This is a genomic window from Prevotella merdae, from assembly GCF_900290275.1.
GTDB classification, from domain to species: domain Bacteria; phylum Bacteroidota; class Bacteroidia; order Bacteroidales; family Bacteroidaceae; genus Prevotella; species Prevotella merdae.
The window spans coordinates 1,034,786-1,056,964 of the sequence record NZ_LT985323.1 but is presented as its reverse complement, the minus strand read 5'-3'; the positions used below and the strand labels follow the sequence as shown (position 1 = coordinate 1,056,964).

General features: G+C 46.2%; 15 protein-coding genes and 2 tRNA genes. 7 read left to right on the top strand and 10 right to left on the bottom strand.

All coding sequences use genetic code 11. From position 1 onward, the window contains the following. Window positions 1-194 precede the first annotated feature (194 nt). Both gltB and C9991_RS04190 read left to right on the top strand, forming a co-directional pair. Window positions 195-4,715: a glutamate synthase large subunit gene (gene gltB, locus C9991_RS04195; protein ID WP_106811337.1), complete on the top strand. Its 4,521-nt coding sequence runs from the start codon at window positions 195-197 to the stop codon at window positions 4,713-4,715. A gap of 188 nt (window positions 4,716-4,903) precedes the next feature. Then, complete coding sequence (locus C9991_RS04190; protein WP_106811336.1) at window positions 4,904-6,250, top strand: glutamate synthase subunit beta; 1,347 nt, start codon at window positions 4,904-4,906, stop codon at window positions 6,248-6,250. Between the two features lie 287 nt (window positions 6,251-6,537). Here C9991_RS04190 and C9991_RS04185 read toward each other — a convergent pair whose 3' ends face one another. The 5 genes from C9991_RS04185 to C9991_RS04165 all read right to left on the bottom strand — a co-directional run bounded on the left by C9991_RS04185 (window position 6,538) and on the right by C9991_RS04165 (window position 14,324). Continuing rightward, the gene (locus C9991_RS04185) at window positions 6,538-6,705 is read right to left on the bottom strand and encodes an ATP-binding protein (RefSeq protein ID WP_232823237.1); all 168 of its coding nucleotides are present in this window, start codon (window positions 6,703-6,705) and stop codon (window positions 6,538-6,540) included. A 29-nt stretch (window positions 6,706-6,734) separates the two neighbouring features. Further along, window positions 6,735-7,607, bottom strand: a complete 873-nt coding sequence (locus tag C9991_RS04180) for a PfkB family carbohydrate kinase (protein WP_106811334.1) — start codon at window positions 7,605-7,607, stop codon at window positions 6,735-6,737. Between the two features lie 103 nt (window positions 7,608-7,710). After that, window positions 7,711-9,534, bottom strand: coding sequence for an RluA family pseudouridine synthase (locus C9991_RS04175; RefSeq protein WP_106811333.1), 1,824 nt, complete (start codon window positions 9,532-9,534; stop codon window positions 7,711-7,713). 175 nt (window positions 9,535-9,709) lie between these two features. Beyond that, a complete protein-coding gene (locus tag C9991_RS04170; protein WP_106811332.1) occupies window positions 9,710-12,442 on the bottom strand; it encodes a M6 family metalloprotease domain-containing protein in 2,733 nt (910 codons plus the stop codon). A 25-nt stretch (window positions 12,443-12,467) separates the two neighbouring features. Next, window positions 12,468-14,324 (bottom strand): hypothetical protein, encoded by a 1,857-nt coding sequence (locus tag C9991_RS04165; protein WP_157949357.1) that lies wholly within the window; start codon window positions 14,322-14,324, stop codon window positions 12,468-12,470. A gap of 258 nt (window positions 14,325-14,582) precedes the next feature. On the opposite strand from C9991_RS04165, the gene C9991_RS04160 reads away from it, so the two are divergent. The 5 genes from C9991_RS04160 (at window position 14,583) to C9991_RS04140 (ending at window position 19,640) form a co-directional block, all read left to right on the top strand. Next, entirely contained in the window at window positions 14,583-16,292 is a 1,710-nt protein-coding gene (locus C9991_RS04160; RefSeq protein ID WP_157949356.1) for a hypothetical protein, read from the top strand. Window positions 16,293-16,504: 212 nt separating this feature from the next. Beyond that, window positions 16,505-17,137 carry an orotate phosphoribosyltransferase gene (pyrE, locus tag C9991_RS04155; protein WP_106811329.1) on the top strand — a complete coding sequence of 211 codons (633 nt, stop codon included), beginning with the start codon at window positions 16,505-16,507 and terminating at the stop codon, window positions 17,135-17,137. Between the two features lie 25 nt (window positions 17,138-17,162). Further along, window positions 17,163-17,615 (top strand): polyketide cyclase, encoded by a 453-nt coding sequence (locus tag C9991_RS04150; RefSeq protein WP_106811328.1) that lies wholly within the window; start codon window positions 17,163-17,165, stop codon window positions 17,613-17,615. Window positions 17,616-17,696: 81 nt separating this feature from the next. Next, complete coding sequence (argH, locus tag C9991_RS04145; RefSeq protein WP_106811327.1) at window positions 17,697-19,040, top strand: argininosuccinate lyase; 1,344 nt, start codon at window positions 17,697-17,699, stop codon at window positions 19,038-19,040. A 27-nt stretch (window positions 19,041-19,067) separates the two neighbouring features. Then, complete coding sequence (locus C9991_RS04140; protein WP_106811326.1) at window positions 19,068-19,640, top strand: hypothetical protein; 573 nt, start codon at window positions 19,068-19,070, stop codon at window positions 19,638-19,640. Between the two features lie 13 nt (window positions 19,641-19,653). Here the strand turns inward: C9991_RS04140 and C9991_RS04135 are convergent, their stop codons facing one another. The 5 genes from C9991_RS04135 to C9991_RS04115 all read right to left on the bottom strand — a co-directional run bounded on the left by C9991_RS04135 (window position 19,654) and on the right by C9991_RS04115 (window position 22,036). Next, the gene (locus tag C9991_RS04135; RefSeq protein ID WP_106811325.1) at window positions 19,654-20,352 is read right to left on the bottom strand and encodes a ComF family protein; all 699 of its coding nucleotides are present in this window, start codon (window positions 20,350-20,352) and stop codon (window positions 19,654-19,656) included. Beyond that, window positions 20,349-20,861: a regulatory protein RecX gene (locus C9991_RS04130; RefSeq protein ID WP_106811324.1), complete on the bottom strand. Its 513-nt coding sequence runs from the start codon at window positions 20,859-20,861 to the stop codon at window positions 20,349-20,351. The genes C9991_RS04135 and C9991_RS04130 overlap by 4 nt, the downstream gene beginning before the upstream one ends. Before the next feature lie 15 nt (window positions 20,862-20,876). Continuing rightward, on the bottom strand, window positions 20,877-21,716 hold the full coding sequence (prmC, locus tag C9991_RS04125; RefSeq protein ID WP_106811323.1) for a peptide chain release factor N(5)-glutamine methyltransferase: 840 nt from the start codon (window positions 21,714-21,716) through the stop codon (window positions 20,877-20,879). Window positions 21,717-21,783: 67 nt separating this feature from the next. Beyond that, window positions 21,784-21,869, bottom strand: a tRNA-Leu gene (locus C9991_RS04120). Between the two features lie 94 nt (window positions 21,870-21,963). After that, window positions 21,964-22,036, bottom strand: a tRNA-Gly gene (locus C9991_RS04115). Window positions 22,037-22,179: the final 143 nt, after the last annotated feature.

The following is a 22,179-nucleotide window of genomic DNA, read 5'->3' as shown; positions in this document are numbered from 1 at the left end:
CAATATATCAATATTTGATTACAATATAACACAATATTGGATATTATTGCGCTATATTGTAATCAAATACTTGTCCTACATCAAAAAATAATCAATTTAAGCTATATAACATGTTACTTTTTGAAACATAATTAGTATATTTGCAAGCACTTTGATAGGAATTTTAATAGTTTACTAATTAAACGTAATGCAAGATGGGAAAAACACAAGACCATCAAGCCAGCCATGCGTTGGCAGGCAAGAGATTTTCAGGACTTTACAATGCCGCCTATGAGCACGATGCGTGCGGTGTAGGTATGGTAGTGAATATTCATGGTAATAAGAGCCACGAATTAGTAGACAATGCCCTGCGCGTACTTGAGAACATGCGTCACCGCGGAGCCGAAGGTGCCGACAACAAGACAGGCGATGGTGCAGGTATCATGCTTCAGATACCTCACGAGTTCATATTGTTGCAAGGCATACCTGTACCGGAAAAAGGCAAATACGGCACCGGTCTCGTTTTTCTTCCAAAAGACGAGAAAAAACAGCAGGCCATTCTATCTATTATGATTGAAGAGATAGAGCGCGAGGGTTTATCTCTTATGCACCTTCGTGCCGTGCCAACTAATCCCGACTGCCTTGGCGAGTCGGCATTAGAGACAGAGCCTACTATTAAGCAGGTGTTTATCACTGGCGTTACCGATGACAAAGTATCAACCTTCGAACGTACCTTATATATAATACGCAAGAAGATAGAGAACCGCGTCAAGGATAAGGATTTCTATATCTGTTCACTTTCGAGCCGCAACATTGTATATAAGGGTATGCTCTCGTCTATGCAGGTACGTCAGTATTATCCTGACCTTACAAACAACTATTTCACATCGGGTTTGGCTCTCGTCCATTCTCGTTTCTCTACCAACACATTCCCTACATGGAGTCTTGCTCAGCCGTTCCGTCTTCTTGCCCACAACGGCGAGATAAACACTATTCGTGGCAACCGTTCGTGGTTCAAAGCTCGCGAATCGGTGCTCTCAAGCGACGCATTGGGTGACATTCGAAATATATCTCCTATCATTCAGCCCAATATGTCCGACTCGGCAAGTCTTGACAATGTGTTCGAGTTCTTCGTAATGAGTGGGCTTTCATTGCCACATGCCATGGCCGTTATGGTGCCAGAGAGCTTCAACGACAAGAACCCTATACCCGAAGACCTCAAGGCTTTCTACGAGTATCATTCTATCCTTATGGAACCATGGGACGGACCTGCAGCTCTTCTCTTCAGCGATGGACGTTACGCCGGAGGTATGCTCGACCGCAATGGTCTGCGCCCTGCACGATATACTATTACCAAGAACGACACCATGGTCGTGGCATCCGAGGTGGGTGTCATGGACTTTGACCCAACTGAGATTGCCGAAAAGGGACGCCTGCAGCCAGGCAAGATTCTCCTTATCGACACTCAGGAGGGTAAAATCTACTACGACGGAGAAATCAAGGAGCGCCTTGCCAATGCGCATCCTTACCGTCAGTGGCTATCTACAAACCGTATACAGCTCGAGAAATTACACTCGGGTCGTAAAGTGGACAACTCTGTTGACGACCTTACTCGCAAGGAACTTATGTTTGGCTTTGGCGAGGAGGATGTCGACGGCACAATAGTACCAATGGCTACAAATGGTCAAGAACCTACAGCATCAATGGGTAACGACACTCCATTGGCTGTACTCTCTGGCCATGCTCAGGTATTCTTCAACTATTTCCGCCAGCAGTTTGCCCAAGTAACCAACCCTGCCATCGACTCTATCCGCGAATCGTTGGTAATGTCTTTGTCCGAATATATCGGTCGTGTTGGTTCTGGAATCCTTTCGCCCGACGAATCTAACTGCAAGATGGTGCGTCTGCCCCACCCTATCCTTACAAATACGCAGCTTGATATTCTCTGCAACATTCGTTATAAGGGATTCAACACCGTCAAGCTTCCTATGCTCTTCGAGTGCAGCAAAGGTGAAGAAGGACTGCGCGAATCGCTTGAAGCGCTCTGCAAAGAAGCCGAGCGCAGCGTAGACGAAGGCTACAATTACATTATACTCAGCGACCGCGACGTTGACAAGGAACATGCAGCCATTCCTTCATTGCTCGCCGTCAGCGCCGTACACCATTATCTTATATCTGTAGGCAAGCGTGTACAGACAGCCCTTATTGTTGAGAGTGGCGAGATTCGTGAGGTTATGCACGCCGCATTGCTTCTTGGCTACGGTGCATCTGCCCTTTGTCCATATATGACATACGCCATTCTCGACGACCTTGTTAAGCGTGGAAAGATTCAAGAAAACTATACCACAGCTGAGGCAAATTATATCAAGGCCGTAAAGAAAGGTTTGCTTAAGATTATGGCTAAGATGGGTATATCTACCATTCGCTCATACCGCGGTGCCAAGATATTCGAGAGCATTGGTCTGTCCGAAGCTCTTTTGAAAGCATATTTCGGAACAGAGGTAAGTACCATTGGCGGTGTAGGTTTGGAAACGATTGCTCGCGATGCCATAGCCATGCACGACAAGGCATTCAACAACAAGAAGAAGCTCGATTTCTTGCCTAACCTCGGACAGTTCCATTGGCGCAAGGATGGTATACGCCACGCATGGAACCCAGAGACTATCGCAACATTGCAGCTTGCCACACGCACTGGCAACTATGCTAAATATAAGGAATTCACGAAGTTTGTCGATGAAAAGGAAGATCCTATCTTCATTCGCGACTTCTTCGACTTCAAACATAATCCGATACCAGTCGACGAGGTAGAGCCCGTCGAAAACATTGTAAAACACTTCGTGACGGGTGCCATGTCGTTCGGAGCCTTGTCTAAGGAGGCTCACGAGGCGATGGCTCTTGCCATGAACAAGCTCGGCGCACGCTCTAATACTGGTGAGGGTGGCGAACTAAGCGAACGCTTCCATGAAACTGTGGATGGCGTATCGCTTTCGAGCAAAACAAAACAGGTAGCTTCAGGCCGCTTTGGTGTTACAACAGAATACCTTGTCAATGCCGAGGAAATTCAAATTAAGGTAGCCCAGGGTGCAAAACCAGGTGAGGGCGGACAGCTTCCTGGATTCAAGGTTAATGAAGTGATTGCCAAGACTCGTCACTCTATACCTGGCATCTCGCTTATCTCGCCTCCTCCTCATCACGATATCTACTCTATCGAGGATTTGGCTCAGCTCATCTTCGACCTTAAGAACGTCAATCCTAAGGCTGCCATCAGCGTTAAGTTGGTTGCCGAAAGTGGTGTTGGTACCATTGCTGCAGGTGTTGCCAAGGCTAAGGCCGACCTTATTGTAATATCTGGTGCCGAGGGTGGTACTGGTGCATCACCTGCATCAAGTATGCGCTTTGCGGGCATTTCTCCTGAGATTGGACTCTCGGAGACACAGCAGACTCTTGTTAAGAACGGATTACGTGGTCAGGTGCGTCTGCAGGTTGACGGTCAGCTTAAGACTGGTCGCGACGTAGTGCTTATGGCTTTACTTGGCGCCGAGGAGTTTGGTTTTGGTACAGCAGCACTTATTGTTCTTGGCTGTGTTATGATGCGCAAATGCAATCTAAACACATGTCCTATGGGTGTAGCCACACAGAATCCTGAGCTTCGCAAACTGTTCCGCGGCAAGGCAGAATATTTGGTCAACTACTTCACATTTGTTGCCCAAGAGGTGCGCGAGTATTTGGCACAGATGGGATACCGCAGTCTTAACGACATAGTGGGCCATACCGAGCTTATAATCACTAAGCAGGACGAGAAGAATCCTAAGTCGGCCTTGCTCGACTTCCGTCGTCTTCTGTTCAAGGAGCCTAATGGTTGCTCATTGTATCATACAGCACAGCAACGCCATGAGCTTGGCGACGTGCTCGACCAGCATATAATACGTGGCGCGCAAAATTCAATTGAACGTCAGGATGAAGTGTCGCTCGACTTTGCTATAAAGAATACCGACCGTGCCGTTGGCGCTATGCTCAGCGGTATGATTGCCCTAAAATATGGCGAGGCAGGTTTGCCCGACAAAACTATCAACGTTAAGTTTAAAGGCTCAGCCGGACAAAGCTTTGGCGCTTTCCTTGTAAAGGGTGTCGATTTCAAGCTTGAGGGCGAGGCAAACGACTATTTTGCCAAGGGCCTCTCAGGTGGTCGCATATCCATACTACCTCCTATCCGAAGCAACTTCTCTGCCGAAGACAATATCATTGCAGGCAATACCGGACTCTATGGAGCCACAAGTGGCGAGCTGTATATCAATGGTAAGGTTGGCGAACGTTTTGGTGTGCGCAACTCTGGAGCCACAGCTGTAATCGAGGGCGCAGGCGATCATTGCTGCGAGTATATGACTGGCGGACGTGTTGTTGTGCTTGGCGAGACTGGCCGCAACTTTGCTGCAGGTATGTCGGGTGGCGTTGCATACGTATGGGATAAAAACCACAACTTCGATTACTTCTGTAATATGGATATGGTGGAGATTAATCTCGTTGAGGACAGCAACTACCGCAAGGAGCTGCACGAGTTGATACGCCAGCACTATCTATACACTGGATCTAAGCTTGCACGCACAATGCTCGACGACTGGAACCGCTATGTCGAGGACTTCATACAGATAGTCCCGATTGAATATAAGCGAGTACTACAGGAAGAGCAGGTACGCAAGCTGCAACAGAAAATTGCGGACATGCAACGCGATTATTAAAGTGAAGAACGAAGAGGAAAGAGTGAAGAATCATACAGTAAACAATGATTCTTCTGTCTTGCCTCTTCTTCAAACTATAAAATTAAACATAACAACAACCAAGGGAAAGAATGATGTCATTGCAATCCTACTATATTTACAATAGTATTGGATTCTTCACTCTTCCCTCTTCACTTTTCACTTAAATTATGGGAAATCCAAAAGCATTCCTCACTATACATCGCAAGGAAGCGGGCTATCGCCCGATACACGACCGTATTCACGATTTTGGCGAAGTAGAACAAACACTTAACAGCAACGACCGCCGTCTGCAGGCGTCACGTTGTATGGATTGTGGAGTTCCTTTCTGCCATTGGGCTTGCCCTCTTGGCAATAAGGCTCCCGAATGGAACGACGCTCTATATAAAGGAGATTGGGAACTGGCATACAGATTACTTAACTCTACCAACGACTTTCCCGAATTCACCGGACGTATTTGCCCTGCTCTCTGCGAGAAGGCTTGCGTATTAAACCTTGTTGAGCACGAACCTACAACCAACCGCGAAGATGAATGTGCCATTACCGAACATGCATTTCAAGAGGATTATGTACGTGTAGAACAGCCCGAACGCAACGGTAAGAAAGTATGCGTTATCGGCGCTGGACCTGCCGGACTTGTTGCGGCCAACCGACTCAACCATATGGGCTACTCTGTCACGGTGATGGAGAAAAACGAGAGCGCAGGCGGACTGCTGCGTTTCGGCATTCCTAACTTCAAGCTCAACAAGGCTGTCATCGACCGCCGTATTGCTTTGCTCGAAGAGGAAGGCATAGTGTTTAAGTACAACTCTCCTGTAGATGTAGAGCATCTGCCTGACGGCTTCGACGCATACGTTGTATCTACTGGTACACCTACCGCACGCGACCTGCCTATACCTGGACGCGAGCTTAAGGGTGTATACTTTGCCCTTGAAATGCTCTCACAACAGAATAGAGTGCTTGCTGGCATGGAGTTCAAGAAGGACGAGCTTGTAAATGCCAAGGGCAAGGACGTACTTGTTATCGGTGGTGGCGATACCGGTAGCGACTGTATAGGTACAGCCCATCGTCAGGGTTGCAAGTCGGTTACACAGATTGAAATTATGCCACGCCCAGTCGACGGACCCGACGACCCCAAGAATCCATGGCCTAATTGGCCACGCACCCTTAAAACCACTTCGTCGCACGAGGAAGGATGTACACGTCGATGGAATATCAACTCGCTTGAGTTCATTGGCGACAAGAACGGCAAGCTTACCGGTGTGCGCGTTCAAGAAATAACATGGAAGCCCAACCCCGAAGGCGGTCGTCCGCTTATGGAGCCGGTAGGCAAGCCAGAGATAATAAAGTGTGAGATGGTTTTGCTCGCAATGGGCTTCCTAAAGCCCGAGCAACCTAAGTTTGCCTCTAATGTGTTCGTGGCTGGCGATGCCGCAAGTGGTGCTTCGTTGGTTGTACGTGCAATGGCAAGCGGCAAGAAGACGGCTGCCGAAGTAGACAAGTTCCTATCGAAGTAATTTTCTTTTCATTTGCCTTTCCTTTCTATCACGAAAGGCAATGGCAGCCATACGTGGACGGGACCAACGCCGATTGAGGCGGAGGTCCCGTTGTTTTGTTATAGCTTTATCTTATGATATCCATAAGGTATTGTCTTATGCCATCTAAAGGGTATAATCTGAGATGGACAAGCAATATATATTAAATGGCAAAGTAAATTATATTTAAATGGCAAAGTAATATAATTTAAATGGCAAAGTAAATTATATTAAATGGCAAAGTAATATATATTAATTATTGAGTCCATCTATAATATCATAAGGAAGCGTGCGCCTTCCTTATAATTCTCATCGAGTTTTATCTCTGCTCCAAGCTTTTTAGCAATGGTGCAACAGATATGCAATCCGAGTCCAGAACCTTGTACAAGATTGTTTGCCTTCTTGTAGCGCTGGAATATCTCCTTAGCCTGTCCCACGGGGATACCTTCGCCAGTATCAACATGTTTTATTCGGCCATTACACGTCTAACATCATCGATGCTGCCATCAAACGGTCCGCTGTGTTCAAGCTTAAGCGTACACATAGCCGCTGCAAACTTGCCCGATTCCTCAAAACCCATACCCTGGGCACGGCACCATAGATAGCCAGCCGAGTAAGTATCGCCACATCCCGTGGCATCTACTATCTCCTTAGGCTCATAAGCCGGAATGTCATAGAATTTACCTTCGGCAAGTATTATGCTACCCTCGCTTCCAAGCGTAACACAAACTTCCTTTACGCCCCATTCTGCCAGACACTTGGCCGCAGCACGCGGGTCGGTAAGTCCGGTTATCACCTCCATCTCGTGTTCGTTTACCTTAATGATGTCGGTATGTGCAAGTATCTCGCGCTTCTCAGCCCAATCGATTGGATAAACCTTCTCGCCACGCACCTCGCGTAGATAGCCTTGGGCATCTATAGAAATTCTACCTTTTGTTGACAGATACTTCACTACCTCTGTAGAGAAGTCGTCGCTAAGAAGCGATCCAAGGTGATAAACACCGGCATTAACTTCACGCATTTCGTCAACGGTGAAAGGATCGGCACGCTCTAATACGCGCTGTGTGCGGTCGTTCTGGTTATCACCATACTTGTTCTCAAAATATACAGTATGACTACTTGGATATACCTGTACATCGATGCCTGCCTGACGCATGTCTTCAACCGACTTCATCTCGCCCTCACCCAACTTTGTCACAAGCTGGAATGAGACATTCTGAGGCAGATGACTGAACGCATAAGAGAAATAGAACGATGTACCGCCAGCCATATAAACGGTTTGGCGCGGCGTTATAATCTTGTCTTTAGTAATGTGGCCTATGCAGCAAATATCTTTCATCTGTTTCTTTTGTATATACAATTTTAATTTGTAAAGTTACTGAAAATTAGCAACATGGCAAAAAGAATAAAATTCTTTAACGATACATAAAGACAGAAGCATGTCAGAATCCGCTCTTCGTCTGAAACATCATCTTCTCTCCAGTCACCGGATGCCTTAGCTCTACCATTGCCGCATGCAGGTACATTCGCGACGTATGACAGCCATGACCATATAGAGGATCGCCAAGAATTGGGCATCCCAATCCATAGTTATGGGCACAATGCACACGCAACTGATGCGTTCTGCCAGTAAGCGGATACAGCGATACAAGTGTGTGTCCGTTAGGCAATACACGTTCTATGCGATAATCGGTAACGGCTGTCTTGCCATTGTCAAAGTCTACCCGCTGACGTGGACGGTCCATTATGTCGGCTATTATGGGCAACGATATTCTGCCTTCCCTGCCATTAGCCGATATAGTGAGCCAATTAGAGCCGGGAGCGTCACATAACACCGATGGTTTGCCATCAAGCACAGCCTCGTAACGCTTGCTAACCTCACGCGAGGCAAACTGTCGTTGCAACTCTACGTAAGCCTCATCGTTAAGGGCAAGCACAAGTAGTCCGCTTGTATCCATATCAAGACGGTGGACAGCTTTGGGGAGTTGGGAGTTTTTAGCGAGATAATGACGTACATATTCCTCTACATTATTATATATAGGCATGTTGTCCCCATCGTGCGTTGCATCATCTAACTCACACGATGCAGCATCATCGGTGGCAACAGCTTTGCCAGGAACCGACAACATGCCTGCAGGCTTGTCTACCACTATTATAGTATCATCCTCGTACACTATGCTTGGCACATCCTTTGTCTTGGGTTTTGCCAATGGGTTAGGCTCCACATCCAGTCCGCAAAGCATATGTGTAAGTATAGGCAAACACTTGGAGCGGCATGCCGGATAATAATGAAGATGGTGGCGTATCTCCTGCTTTGGCGAATCGCCCCACCAAAATTCAGCCATACATACAGGTTCCAAGCCATTGGCATAGGCATACTGCAACAGTTTTGGTGCACAACAATCGCCCGATCCAGCCGGTGGCATTGCATTAATAGTTTCGCCAAATATGTCGATTAGATCACGTTCCTCACCATTGGCATTAAGCATACGATATTGACGGAATAACCATTGTTGCAAGGCATCGCTCTTATCGCGACGTTGGCGACGCAAGATTGCCACACGTTCCTCATGCTCTACCACCGGACGATGCAACTCTTCAAGCATTGTGGAGCATTGCTGCTTCAGTCGGCGTTGTTCTGCCTTTAGGTGCTGACTCTCGTGCACCATCTCTGCCTGTTCTTCAACAGTCAAAGGCCTACCATCATGTTCAGCCTCACGTCTGCGTGTATCTCGTTTCTGTTTAGCCTCAGCTACACGACAGCGCATCTGCTGCAAAGCAAGGTCTACAGTCTGCTTAGTGCTCTCGTATAACGAACGTTGTGTAATATATGTATCCGATTTCAGAATTGCCTCTATCTCCTTGTTAATGGCCGATATCGCCCTCTCCTCTGTCTTGAAGTATCCATCCGGCTGCTGTGCATCAAACACTGGAGGCACAAAATAATCCCAGTCATTACGTCCAGCAAGAAGCCCTGAGTAGGCTGCAAGGAAACCTATTTTCTCCTTTTCACCTTCCTCATATTTTTCACTTTTCTCTTTTCCCTTTTCACTTTTAACTTTTCCCTTTTCACTTACTCTTACACATAGCACTCCGAACATCTTTCCAGAACCTTTCTCTTCGGCCCACACACCACTTTCCTCTATATATCGCTGCACCTCTTTGGCGGCAGCAATACATAGCGGATGCGGTTCGTAGCAAAAGGGGTAAGTAAATTGGCGGGGCGGTTGTGCTTCACAATGCAACGGATGCAATACTTCTGTCATTATCTTTGTCGTTACTCGTTTCTGAATAATATGACGCTAAGTTAGCAAGAATAATCTGAACAACAAAAAATAAGTGGGTAAAATCAAAAATAATGGGAGGTACAGCATAGAGCTGTACCTCCCATCAGATATTATAAAAATGAGGTTTACTACCTTTGGCTTTTAATAGTCTTGCCTACTTAACAACCTTGTATGCCTTGCCGCCCTTGCGCACGATATATACGCCATGAGTTGCGTCAGCATTATTTACACGACAACCATTAAGGTCGTAAACAGTGGTTTGCGAGCCGTTGTCCATCGAAACACCCTTAATGCCTGATAGAGCAGAAGTGGTTACTATAAGCTCTGATGAACGTATTGACTTCTCCTCACCATTCTTGGCTGTAACAACAATGCCATATCTTGTGGTTGGATTCAAACCAGCAAACTTGCACTCAGCTACTCCACCAGTTGATACCGACTCATATCCAGGCACTGCTGTGCGCACGATGTCATGACATACAACATCAACATCATCCACAAATACCGAACCAAGTGTACGGTTGAATACTATGCGAACCGAATCGGAAGCAGCAAACTTCATACTGTGTGTATCAGCTGTAAAGCCGTCGCCTACAGCTACTGTCTCTATTGGCAACCACTTGCCATCCTCGTAACGTTCTACACTTACATTGCCCGAAGCTCCCTTTGTAGCCGAAAGGAAGAACGACAAAGACTCTATCTGAGCGTCTGGATAAGCCACCATAAGGAAGTGGCCTGCCTTGCTCATCTGCAGAGCAGGTGCAGCCTTACCACAATATTGCTTAACATTCATCCATGCTCCACTGTACTTCCATAACGCTGGCATACCTACACCACGCTGTGCAAAGTCGTAACCACGGTCAACACTCTCGGTGCTATAATTCTGCATGTTAAGTTCCACAATATAATCATCGGCTGTAGGTACCTCGTCCCATGCTACGGTAAAGTGGTCAGTACCCACTTCCTTAGCTGCAAGATTCACCGGCATACGCTTGGCAAATGCCAACGGCAATGTGCTTATAGTAGCAGTGGCAGGCTCGGATGTGTAGCTGCCTATGCAAGCAGTAAGCTCTACATCATACTGGGTGTCTGGCTCCAGACCTTCTACTACAAAAGTATCAGGAGCAGCAAACTCAATATTGGTATACTTAGATACAGCCTCGCGTGTGCTGCCCACCACCTTATATATATTAAGGACATAACGCGAAGCCTTGCCGGTGGCCTTCCATGACACTACAAAACTGCTGTCGGCAACTTCGCTATAAGATAGTTCGGGAGCAGAGATTGCAAACTTGGTGTTAGCTACAAGCAACTGTATCTCACCGTTAACCTCGTCGATATTGTCAAGACGTAAAATGTCGCGATTGTCCCATGCTGTCATTGTGTAAGACTTAACATTGGCAGTACCAGGGAATGGATCGCCTGCAAGTGTAAAGGCTGTCAACTTGCCATCAGCCTCTATAAGGTCCACACGCTGATGGTTTGGATCGTTGTTTACAGTATTATTTGCCCATACATTAGCGTCCTGGTCGATGTGCCACATCAACATGCCATTACCAGGGAGATACTTGTCCCAACCTGTTTTCTGGCGGTTTTCAAGCACAAAGAACTCTCTTCCATTTGTTCCTTCTACCGGCACTATATATGCCTTGTTTGAGGCTTGCAGTTCAGGAAGCACACTTATTGTATCGGCTCCAGTTGTAAGTTCCTGATATTCCAGCCAACCAAGTTCGGCACGTTCATAAGCACTATGGGTAGGCGGAGTGTTCTGTTCGTTGTTGTATGTACCCATGTCCATAACATCAAACTCGCCTGGCGTAAAGGCGTCATTGTATACAGTAGTGTAATGGTCGGGCAATCCCAATACATGACTAAACTCATGACAGAAGGTGCCAATACCAGTAGGCAATTCGGGATAGGTACCACTACGCTCCGGACTACATGTATAGCTGCCAATAGACACACCGTTAAACTTAAGCGAACCCATCATAAACTGGTTGTAGTTGTAGGCATGTGGCCATATCGACTCCTTGTACTCACTGTCGGCCTCGCCAAATCCGGCATAGTACAGATATACATTATCTACATATCCATCGCCGTTGTTGTCGTATTTTGAGAAGTCTACAACATTGGATGCAGCCTCGCAAGCACCTTTTACAAATTCCTGAAGGCGGTCCATACGGTCGTTGCCACTATAATTGGCACCATAATAAGAATATGATTTTGGCAGAGTTACCGGGCCAACAATATCAAACTTAGGGTTGAACAAACCATTTGACGAGGTGGTAAAGTAGTCGAGCACACTGCCGTTAGCACCATTCTTGTACTTGAAACCTGGCTGTGTGAACATATTCTTATAGAAGCCCAACGGATCGCCATCCTCACAATCGAATGTCATGTCGCTGAACTGTACAAGAATAATGAGCACATTTGGCGAACCTATAGAAGGATAGTCGTTGATAAGCATACCACGCTTTGCACCTGGCTTAGTCGACATATGACGCGGACGATATCGCATGACGCTTGCCTTGGCTGCACGCTGAACCTCAAGTTTGGAAAGCATGGCCTTTGGACTTACACTCTTAAGATAGTCTACAGCCTTTACATTGCGGTCTGCGGCATCTGCGGCAATAATGCCAGACGACTCAAGAGTAGACGACGACATCTTAGCATATTCGTAGTTGCCAGTAGACTCATTATAAAAGAGTGGATAGCCATCAGTTGTCATGGTTACATGTCCAAACTCGTCGCCTCTTTTAATAACAGTAATGTAAGTACCGTCTGCCTGGCGCACTTTACGTGGACGTTGATCTGCCGGAGCTGCCGATGCACTCTCGGCTAAGCAAAGAGCGGCAAACAGTCCGAGGAAAATACGTTTGAAGTTCATATTCTTTATCTATTTGTTATTATTTTTATTTGCGCATTATTTTCTTAACAGAGCCATCGGCAAGACGCACAATGTTTATGCCGCGACATGGCGATGAAAGGCGAATGCCTGACACGCTATAATAAACAGCTTCACCATTGACATTATCGGATGTTGCAGATGATATGCCAGTGTCTGTTGATGTGCTTACCTTTGTCTTGAAAGCATTTTCTACCTTGCCCTCAGCATTCTTGATCATCACAACGGCGTTAAGTTTCTCCTTGTTCTGCACAAGCGACTCGCCTGACGTATTGACTATATCGGCTATCTTGAACTTATAGCTGAATGGATATTCGGTATCGGCAACAAGTGTAGAAGGCAATACCGGCTCGCCTCCATTGCGTAGTGATGTGGCAACAACAACATCGTTGTAATGCAAGCCGCTTACTGAGCCCGAACCTTTAAGGAATTGTTCGAACTCTGGTTCAGGATAGTCTTCCGGGCGATTGGTGTTATAATCGTTCTTCTGGTCCCAAGCAGCACCTGTACCATAAAGGTCGTCGGCGGTAAGAACCACCTCTATTGTATACGAAGCATTATCTAAATCGGTTGGGAAATAAGCATATCCATTGACCTCTACCTCAGAAGCATCGGCAGACAGATTGGCCTTTGCCTCTATATCGGCAGGAGCAAGTTCGTCGCAAACACGAAGCCAAGCCTTGTCGAGTCCAAACTTCTCGGTGCCAAAACCAAAATAGGCATCAGTCTTGTATATGCGGTCGAAATAGCCATCAGGAAATCCTGATATCTCGCTTGGGAAATCGGTACGCTGCATTATCTCCATAGCGTCCTTGTTATGATAAGACAAACCAATGAAATCGTCGGGATATAGTTTGTTCATTATTTCGAGTCCCACAAAGCCACGCGGACAGTTGCGGCACCAAGTGCCGGTATACTCCTCAAACAATGGACGATGCTTTGGCAGACGCTTGTACGAAGTAAGGTGACTATTAAGCAAGGTAGCCGAAGGATTTGGCTTACCGTTTATAGTAGTAAGAGTAAGGCTTACGGGATAGTCGCCCTTAGCAGATGTAGGTGGCAATGATAGTGTAACATTCTGCTCATAATTATAGATAGCAGGCAACGGTTCGTCTAGTTTTACTGTTGCACTACCAGTCTGGGTGCCTACGGTATAAGTGTAGCCTATTGTGCTTACGCCTTCGTAACCAAGGTTGCGCAGCGTAACAGATACTGGAGTTGACTTGTCGAACTGACCATAAAGGCGATCTTCGAGAGGCAAAGCTATAGCGTCGGCATCGACACCGCCCGTAAGTTCCACCTCAATAGGCACACCACCACGTACTGACATGTCGTTCCACTTGGTATATATCATGCTCGTATGCAAGTAGAAGTTGCTTATTTCCGAATTCTTAAAGTAAGCCACGGGATACTTCTCTGCATCTGTAAGCTGAGAAAATGTCATTGAGTAACCAACATATACACCCTCCTCGCCTATTGTATAAGGAGTCTCAAGCTCTACACGCACCTCGCCGTCTTTAGTAGGAGTGGCTTCCACTTGCAAGATATCTGGCTTATTCTCCGAGCGCGAACCATTCTTCTCGGCATTTAGCGTCTTCGAAAGCCATACATTCAAGGTTGCGATGTTGGGTACATTGCCAAGGTGCAAGCGTATAGCACTTATGGTTGTACCTTTAAGCGAAGTTGCCTCCACGTGCATTGCAACATCATAGCGTTCGTTTTTTGCTGTTCCAAACGTTGCATTAGCTGATACACCATTACTGCCACTGAACACTATTGTTCCGTTATCGGCACATGCCGTACTGGCAAAAAACAAAGCCACGACACCAACAGCCATTAGCCTTAAATTGTAAAGTATATTCATATTGTTAGTTATTGGTTAGTTACAATTTATCACTTATTACTTACTACCGGTTGCAAAGTTATAAATATTCATGTAAATAACAAATGATTCGTTATAAAAATTCGCATTATATTAAGGTATACCCCCTGTTATCGGCCACAATTAACAACAAAACGTATAATTAACCGATTATTTATACCACATTTTGTCATAAATATTTTGTTGGTATCAACATTTTGTATACTTTTGCGACATAACCACACAACTAAAATGATCTTTATGAAGAAATTCTACTCTATTTTTGCTATGGCTGCCATGTGTACAGCAGTCTATGCACAGTCAAGCGTTGCCTCAAGACAGTTTGCCGAGAACCAGAAACCAACGGCTAAATTCTCGTTGAACAATCTGCCTAAACTAAGCGAGCTTAAAAAGGCTAATCATTTACAGAAACGTGCCGCACAAAAAAGAATTGGTACTCCTACTGTAAAGACTCCTATCTACGATCAGCCTGCAGGTAAGTTGCACGACGAAACCTACCGTCTGTCTTATGGTATCTACTATGATGCCAACTTTGGCCATTGGCTAACAGATGTTGACGGACAGAAGGCATCGTGGGTTGAGGGCGATGACGGCAAAGTATATCTCAAGAATCCGTTCAGTACCTACCCTACAAATACATGGCTTACCGCCACACGCGGACAGGGCGACACACTCAACGTAGACCTTCCACAAGCAATATACCATGAGAATTATACCGACTTCTTCGGAAACCCAGCTGAGCTCACCGCTTATGCCGTGCGTATGAAGTATGCGGGCAATAGTGGTATTTACGACAACGACTGTCAGCGAATCCAATATGTTCTACGTGGCGACTCGTTGATTAAGGTAGACGAAGACTACTCACTCATTGGACTTTGTGGCGATTATGGCGATTGGTACGGATATGCCGACTGGAAGACAGCCATAGGACCTATGACAGACAAGATTGTTACACCCGAATCGGTTGAGACAGCACAGCCATACACTATCGAGTACGACTACCACGACTCGTATATGGAGACCGATGAGCGTCTGCGTTACCCGTGCAAGGTGCTGTTTGATGGCGATGATGTCTACATCAATGGCTTAAGCAAGAACCCGACAGACGGTTGGGCAAAGGGTACACTCAACAAGGATGGACAGTTCGTATTTAAGGGTCAGCAGTACATAGGCTACGACAAAAAGAACGGACGCTACATATATTTTGAGCCTATCTACTACAAGGAGTATACCAACGAGGACGGCACAACTGGCGACAGCATCTACGTTGCCGACGAAATTGCCTTCACCTTCAATGCCGACGACCAGACATTCAGGAGCGACAAGATTCTCTCTACCAACTATGGTCATTACACCATCAATACCGACAAAGAGTATCCTAACGCATACTTCTCGTTCTGGGATCAGCAGATATCAGCTCCTAAAGACCCTGTATTCACAGAGCTTTACGACTATAATCCAGACGATTGGGGAACAGGCAACTTCATGTTCCGCCTTTCTAACTATTCAGAAGACGGCTGCTATCTTAACGAAGCCAACTGCTACTACAACGTGTTCCTCGATGGCGAGAAGTATACATACAAGGCTGATGAGTATCAGAAATTGCCTTACGACATAACAGACATCCCTTATACATTCACCGACAAGTGGAACATCTTTATATTCGGCACACAGCGCAACCTATACTTCAACGGAGCAGATTGGAAGACTGTTGGTGTTCAGTGCTTCTATCGCGACGAAGACGGCAACGAGTATCGCTCGCACCGCGTAACTGCAAAGCTTAAGAAAGACGAAACCGGCATAGAGATAGTTACAGATGATGCAGATGGCTCAGCAACATACTTCGACCTTAGCGGACGCACAGTAAACAAACCAACACATGGTGTTTACCTTAAGACCGTTACCGGTAAGGACGGCTCACGCCACACTACAAAGATGGTTGTAAAGTAAAGTTTGATTATATATCATAATAGTTTTAAAGTGGAAACAGGCCACTCGCCCAACATGCTACCACCCTTCTTTAAGGGTGAAGCATGAAAGGCAGGTGGCCTGTTTTTCGCGTATATATATTGTACAGCTATCATTTGTAGGCACAAAAATACGTTTTCTCGGTTTTTTTGCCTACATTTGCATCTGAAAATCAACAAAAAACAGATACAACTATGAGTACACTGAAAAAAAGCTTCGCATCTAAACTTCTTGAAGTAAAGGCTATTAAGCTTCAGCCTAACGATCCTTTCACATGGGCATCTGGCTGGAAATCGCCTATCTATACCGACAACCGCAAGACGTTGGCTTATCCAGAGCTACGCTCTTTCGTTAAGCAAGAGTTGGTACACCTAATACACGAAGAGTTCCCTGAGGCTAATGCCGTTGCAGGTGTTGCTACTGGCGCTATTGCACAAGGCGCTCTTGTTGCCGACGAGTTGCTGTTGCCTTACTGCTATGTTCGTCCAAAGCCTAAGGATCATGGTATGGGCAACCAAATTGAAGGCACTATTCCTGAGGGGGCAAAGGTTGTAGTTGTAGAAGACCTTATCTCAACTGGCGGTTCTTCGCTCAAGGCAGTTGATGCTTTGCGCAAGGCAGGATTTGAGGTAGTAGGTATGGTTGCAAGCTACACCTATGGTTTCCCTGTTGCCGAGGAAGCTTTCAAGGCCGCTAATGTACGCCTTGTTACTCTTTCTGATTACGAGCATACAACAGCTATTGCTGCCGAGACTGGCTACATTAAGAAGGAAGACCTCGAGGTGCTGGCAGAATGGCGCAAGGATCCAGCCAACTGGATGAAGTAAAGATAAAACTGAGTAAGAATAGAATATGACAACATTCGAAAGTTCAATACGACAAATTCCATTTCCACAGCAGAATGTATACGAAAAGCTGAGCGACCTTAACAACTTGCAGAAGCTCAAGGAGCGCTATGCAATGATGAAGGACACCATGCCTGAGGAGGCTCGCAAACAAGCTGAGAAGATACAAGACCTGGAGTTTGACCAGGACTCACTGTCGGTAAATGTGCCACCAGTGGGTAGCATCAAGCTGCGTGTGGTAAACCGTGAGGAACCGAAATGCATTAAATTTGAGACCGAGCAAAGCCCTATCCCCTTTAACTTCTGGATTCAGCTTCTGCCCGTTACATCTACAACATGCAAGATGAAGCTTACCATCAAGGCCGAGCTAAACATCTTCATCAAGCAAATGGTGAAGAAACCATTGCAGGAAGGTATCGAGAAGATTGCCGATGTACTGCAAATGATTCAGTATAACTAATGTAAAAGCCTCACACCCTACCCCTCCATGCGGGGAAGGAACAGGATGTGAGGCTTTTCTTTTAAAACCTTTATAATAATTATGGCAAGCAAACTTTGGGAAAAAAACTTTTCTGTCAACGAAGAAATAGAACGTTTTACCGTTGGACGCGACCGTGAACTCGATATCTACCTCGCCAAGTATGACGTGCTTGGCTCTATGGCTCATATCACAATGCTGGAGTCAATAGGACTAATGCAGAAAGACGAACTGCAACAGCTTCTGGTAGAACTTAAGAACATCTATAACGAGTGTGTGCAAGGCACATTTGTAATAGAAGAAGGTGTAGAGGATGTACACTCGCAAGTAGAACTTATGCTTACCCGCCGCCTTGGAGATATGGGTAAGAAGATTCACTCGGGTCGCTCAAGAAACGACCAAGTGCTTGTCGATCTAAAACTCTTTACACGTCACGAACTGCGTGAGGTTGTAGAGGCTACCGACGCTTTGTTCCGTGAGCTACAGAAGAAGAGCGAGCAGTATAAGAATGTGCTTATGCCTGGCTACACACATTTGCAGATAGCCATGCCCAGCTCATTCGGATTGTGGTTTGGTGCTCATGCCGAGTCGCTTGCCGATGATATGCTGTTCTTGCTTGCTGCCTATCGCATGACCAACCGTAATCCTTTAGGTTCGGCTGCTGGTTATGGCTCGTCGTTTCCATTGAATAGAGAGATGACAACACGTCTGCTTGGCTTCGACTCTATGGATTACAACGTTGTTTATGCCCAGATGGGGCGTGGAAAGATGGAGCGCAACGTGGCATTTGCCCTTGCATCTGTTGCTGGCACTGTGGCAAAGCTGGCATTTGACGCTTGTATGTTCAACAGCCAGAACTTCTCGTTCGTAAAGTTGCCTAAGGAGTGTACTACTGGCTCGTCTATTATGCCGCACAAGAAGAATCCTGATGTCTTTGAGCTTATACGCGCCAAGTCGAACAAATTGCAGAGTCTGCCTACACAGATTCAGCTTATAATGAACAACCTGCCTACGGGCTACTTCCGCGACCTTCAGATTATCAAGGAAGTGTTTATCCCGGCTTTTGCCGAACTTAAGGACTGCCTGGCTATGGCTGCCTACATAATAGAGCGCATAGAAGTTAATGAGCATATACTCGACAATCCGATGTACGACCCTATATTCTCTGTAGAGGAAGTAAACCGACTTGCCGCTTCGGGCACACCTTTCCGCGATGCCTATAAGCAAGTAGGTATGGAGATAGAGAACGGCACATTCCATGCCGACCGTAACATACACCACACACACGAAGGCTCTATTGGTAATCTGTGCAACGACAAGATTGCAGAGATTATGGATAAGACCCTTGCCGAGTTCGGATTCGAAAAGGTAGACGAAGCCGAGCGCTCGCTGCTGGAATTACATTAACGATAAATAAACGAGATTAAACGCCCTATGACTCGATATAAACTAACGTTCATCCTCACCGCACTACTCCTTTTATTTACGCCATCGTGCTCAAAGGATTCGTTCGACTTCTCGCCATACCATGCCTACTTTGTCTTTGACAACAGTATACACCAGAACTCGGTATTGCAAAGTGCTGTAAACCCTTTATCGCCCGGTGTGTTCTGTCGCATATACGAGGTTACTGAAGGAAAGACGGTATACATATATTTCGAGAGCAATCAAGGTGGCGAACCGAAACCGGCAAAACTTACTGCCGATGAAGCCAAGCGATCGAGAATGCTTGGACTGTACAACAAGACGGGCATAATTGTTGGCTATGGCAATCTGTCGTCGCCTGCTGTGTTGTATGCCTACGACTCGCAGTGTCCTAACTGCTACCGCGAGACCAACATGATGGCATACAAACTTAATATGAGTGCCAACGGCATAGCCACTTGTCCAAAGTGCAAGCGAAAGTACGACCTTAACAACAACGGACTTTGCGCCAATGGCAGAAAGTTAGATAAGTATAGGGCTAACTGCACGGGGCAATTGGGCATACTGAGCATCAATAACTAAACAATTGTCTTAGTTAATGCTTGGCACGCCCAATTGTAAGGACGCTCACCCTTGCATCCGTATCTTTGTTTATCGCCTTAATACACTCGGAAAGCGTGGCTCCCGTCGTAACAATATCATCCACCATCAGCACATGCTTGCCATTTAATGCTTCTGGGCGCACCACACCAAAAGCATCTTTTATATTTGTTGATCGCTCGCCATGCACAAGCGATGCTTGACTCTTGGTATTGCGCAGACGCTCTACTGCATCATCACATAGGTCAATATGCAACACCGAACACAAGCCCAAGGCAAATTCCCTACTCTGGTTATAGCCACGCTCACGCTGGCGTTTGCGATGCAAAGGCAACGGAACAATACAGTCGATTCCGTCAAAGAAACCAGTTGGCTGCAATTCATCGGCAACCAACTGGCCAAGAGCAAAGCCAATATCCGGACGGTTGCCATACTTCAAGGCATATATTGCCTTGGCACATGAGGTATGCGACTCATAGTCTATCCACGAGGCACAACGTTCTATCTTTGCAATACCCCAAAAGAGGCGTGCGGTAGAATTATCCATCGGATTAAGGTGGTCTTGTCGGCGAGGCATATTAATATCACAAATAGTACAAATGGCATACTCATCAATGCCCAATCTACAACCACAGCATGCACATTGTTGTGGTGAGACAAGAGACAACAGCGATTTCAACAGACGTCTTATCATATATCTTCGTCACATGTTTCGTCCACATCATACTCGTCGGCGCCACCTATACAACGGCGTATGATGTCCATACCAAATCCTCTACCAAGAGCAAAACGTATAAGTTTACCGTTCAACTCATACTCGCTATCTGCCTTTACCGAACGCTTTTTCGAGGCAAGTAGCGGGCGCAATGCCTCCTCATAGTCTTCGGCAGGTACCTCGTCAAGCACTCTGGCTATAATGTCGCGAGCCACTCCCTTGCGATAAAGAGCTTGCTCTATCTTTCTACGTCCCCAACGATCGAATCTTATCTTGTCACGAACAAAGAATTCTGCAAAGCGCTCGTCATCTACAAAGCGTTCGTCTATAAGACGGTCGAGCACACGCTCTGCCTCGTCTTGAGGCATAGACCAACGTCGCATCTTCTCCATCATCTCACCAGAAGAGTGTTCTGACTGGGAGCATAATGCGGAGAGTTTAAGCAAGGCTTCTTGCTCTGATACTTGCTTTTTTGATTTCTGAAACATGTTGTATATGTTAGTTTAGAGTTTAGCATCCACGAATCTTGGCAACCCAAAGCAATCGTCCGCCACATCGGCACAACCCATTCCCTCTTTCTTCATCATGGCTGCCGTATCCACAGCATACTTGGTATTGCACTCAAAGAGCAGATGTCCACCCTTTTGCAACGTGCATAAGGCATAACGTGTTATGGCACGATAAAACAAGAGCGGATCAGAGTCGGGAACAAATAGGGCTGTAGAGGGTTCGTGGTCGAGAACATTGGCATCCATATCCACACGCTCGCTATCGCAGATATACGGAGGATTGCTTACTATTATATCCCAATGCGTGGCATCAGCCTCAACCGACAAAGCATCATGACAACAGAAGCTTACATCTGCCTCAAGCTTTTGGGCATTGGCAGAGGCAATAGCAAGTGCATCGTCAGATATATCCCAAGCCTCAACATAAGCCTCAGGCAATGCCTTCTTGATGCTGATAGCTATGCAACCACTACCAGTACCGATATCAAGGATGCGCAGTTGGCTACTACCAATGGTGTTGACTATATCCACCACCCTATCCACTATCCATTCGGTCTCGGGACGTGGAATGAGCACACCAGGCTGAACATCAAAACGATGTCCGCAGAACCAAGCCCAACCAAGCACATATTGTATAGGCTCTTGACGCTCAAGTCTACTTACGGCACAATCAAGCCACGCGGCATCAACCGCAGACAACTGCTCTATACCACCGCACAATATGTCGGCAAACGACATATCAAACTTCTCCTCAAGCAGCATCCTTGTTAAAGCCTTAGCCTCGCCCATACCATGGGCAACAGCAAGTCGATGCCATATTTCTTCGTAAGTCATAAACGTATGTATACAAAAAAAGTGAACATCCATTGAATGTCCACTCTACATTATTAATATATATATGTGCCGCGAGCGGGACTCGAACCCGCACAGCCATTACTGGCCAAGGGATTTTAAGTCCCTCGTGTCTACCAATTCCACCATTGCGGCGACCTTATTCTTGTTACATTGATAAAAATTTGGCTTAAATAAAAAACGGCAGCATCTCTGCCACCTATCTAAAAACCATTACCAATATGAAAAGAGCGGCAAACGAGACTTGAACTCGCGACCCCAACCTTGGCAAGGTTGTGCTCTACCAACTGAGCTATTGCCGCATATCGCTTTATTGCGGGTGCAAAGTTACAAAAATATTTTGTAACGCCAACAGTTTTGGCGATAAATTTTAATTATATAAACAAAAAATTTGAAGTTACGACTTATTATCGTACCTCAACATGCCCACACAACACGAAAAAGG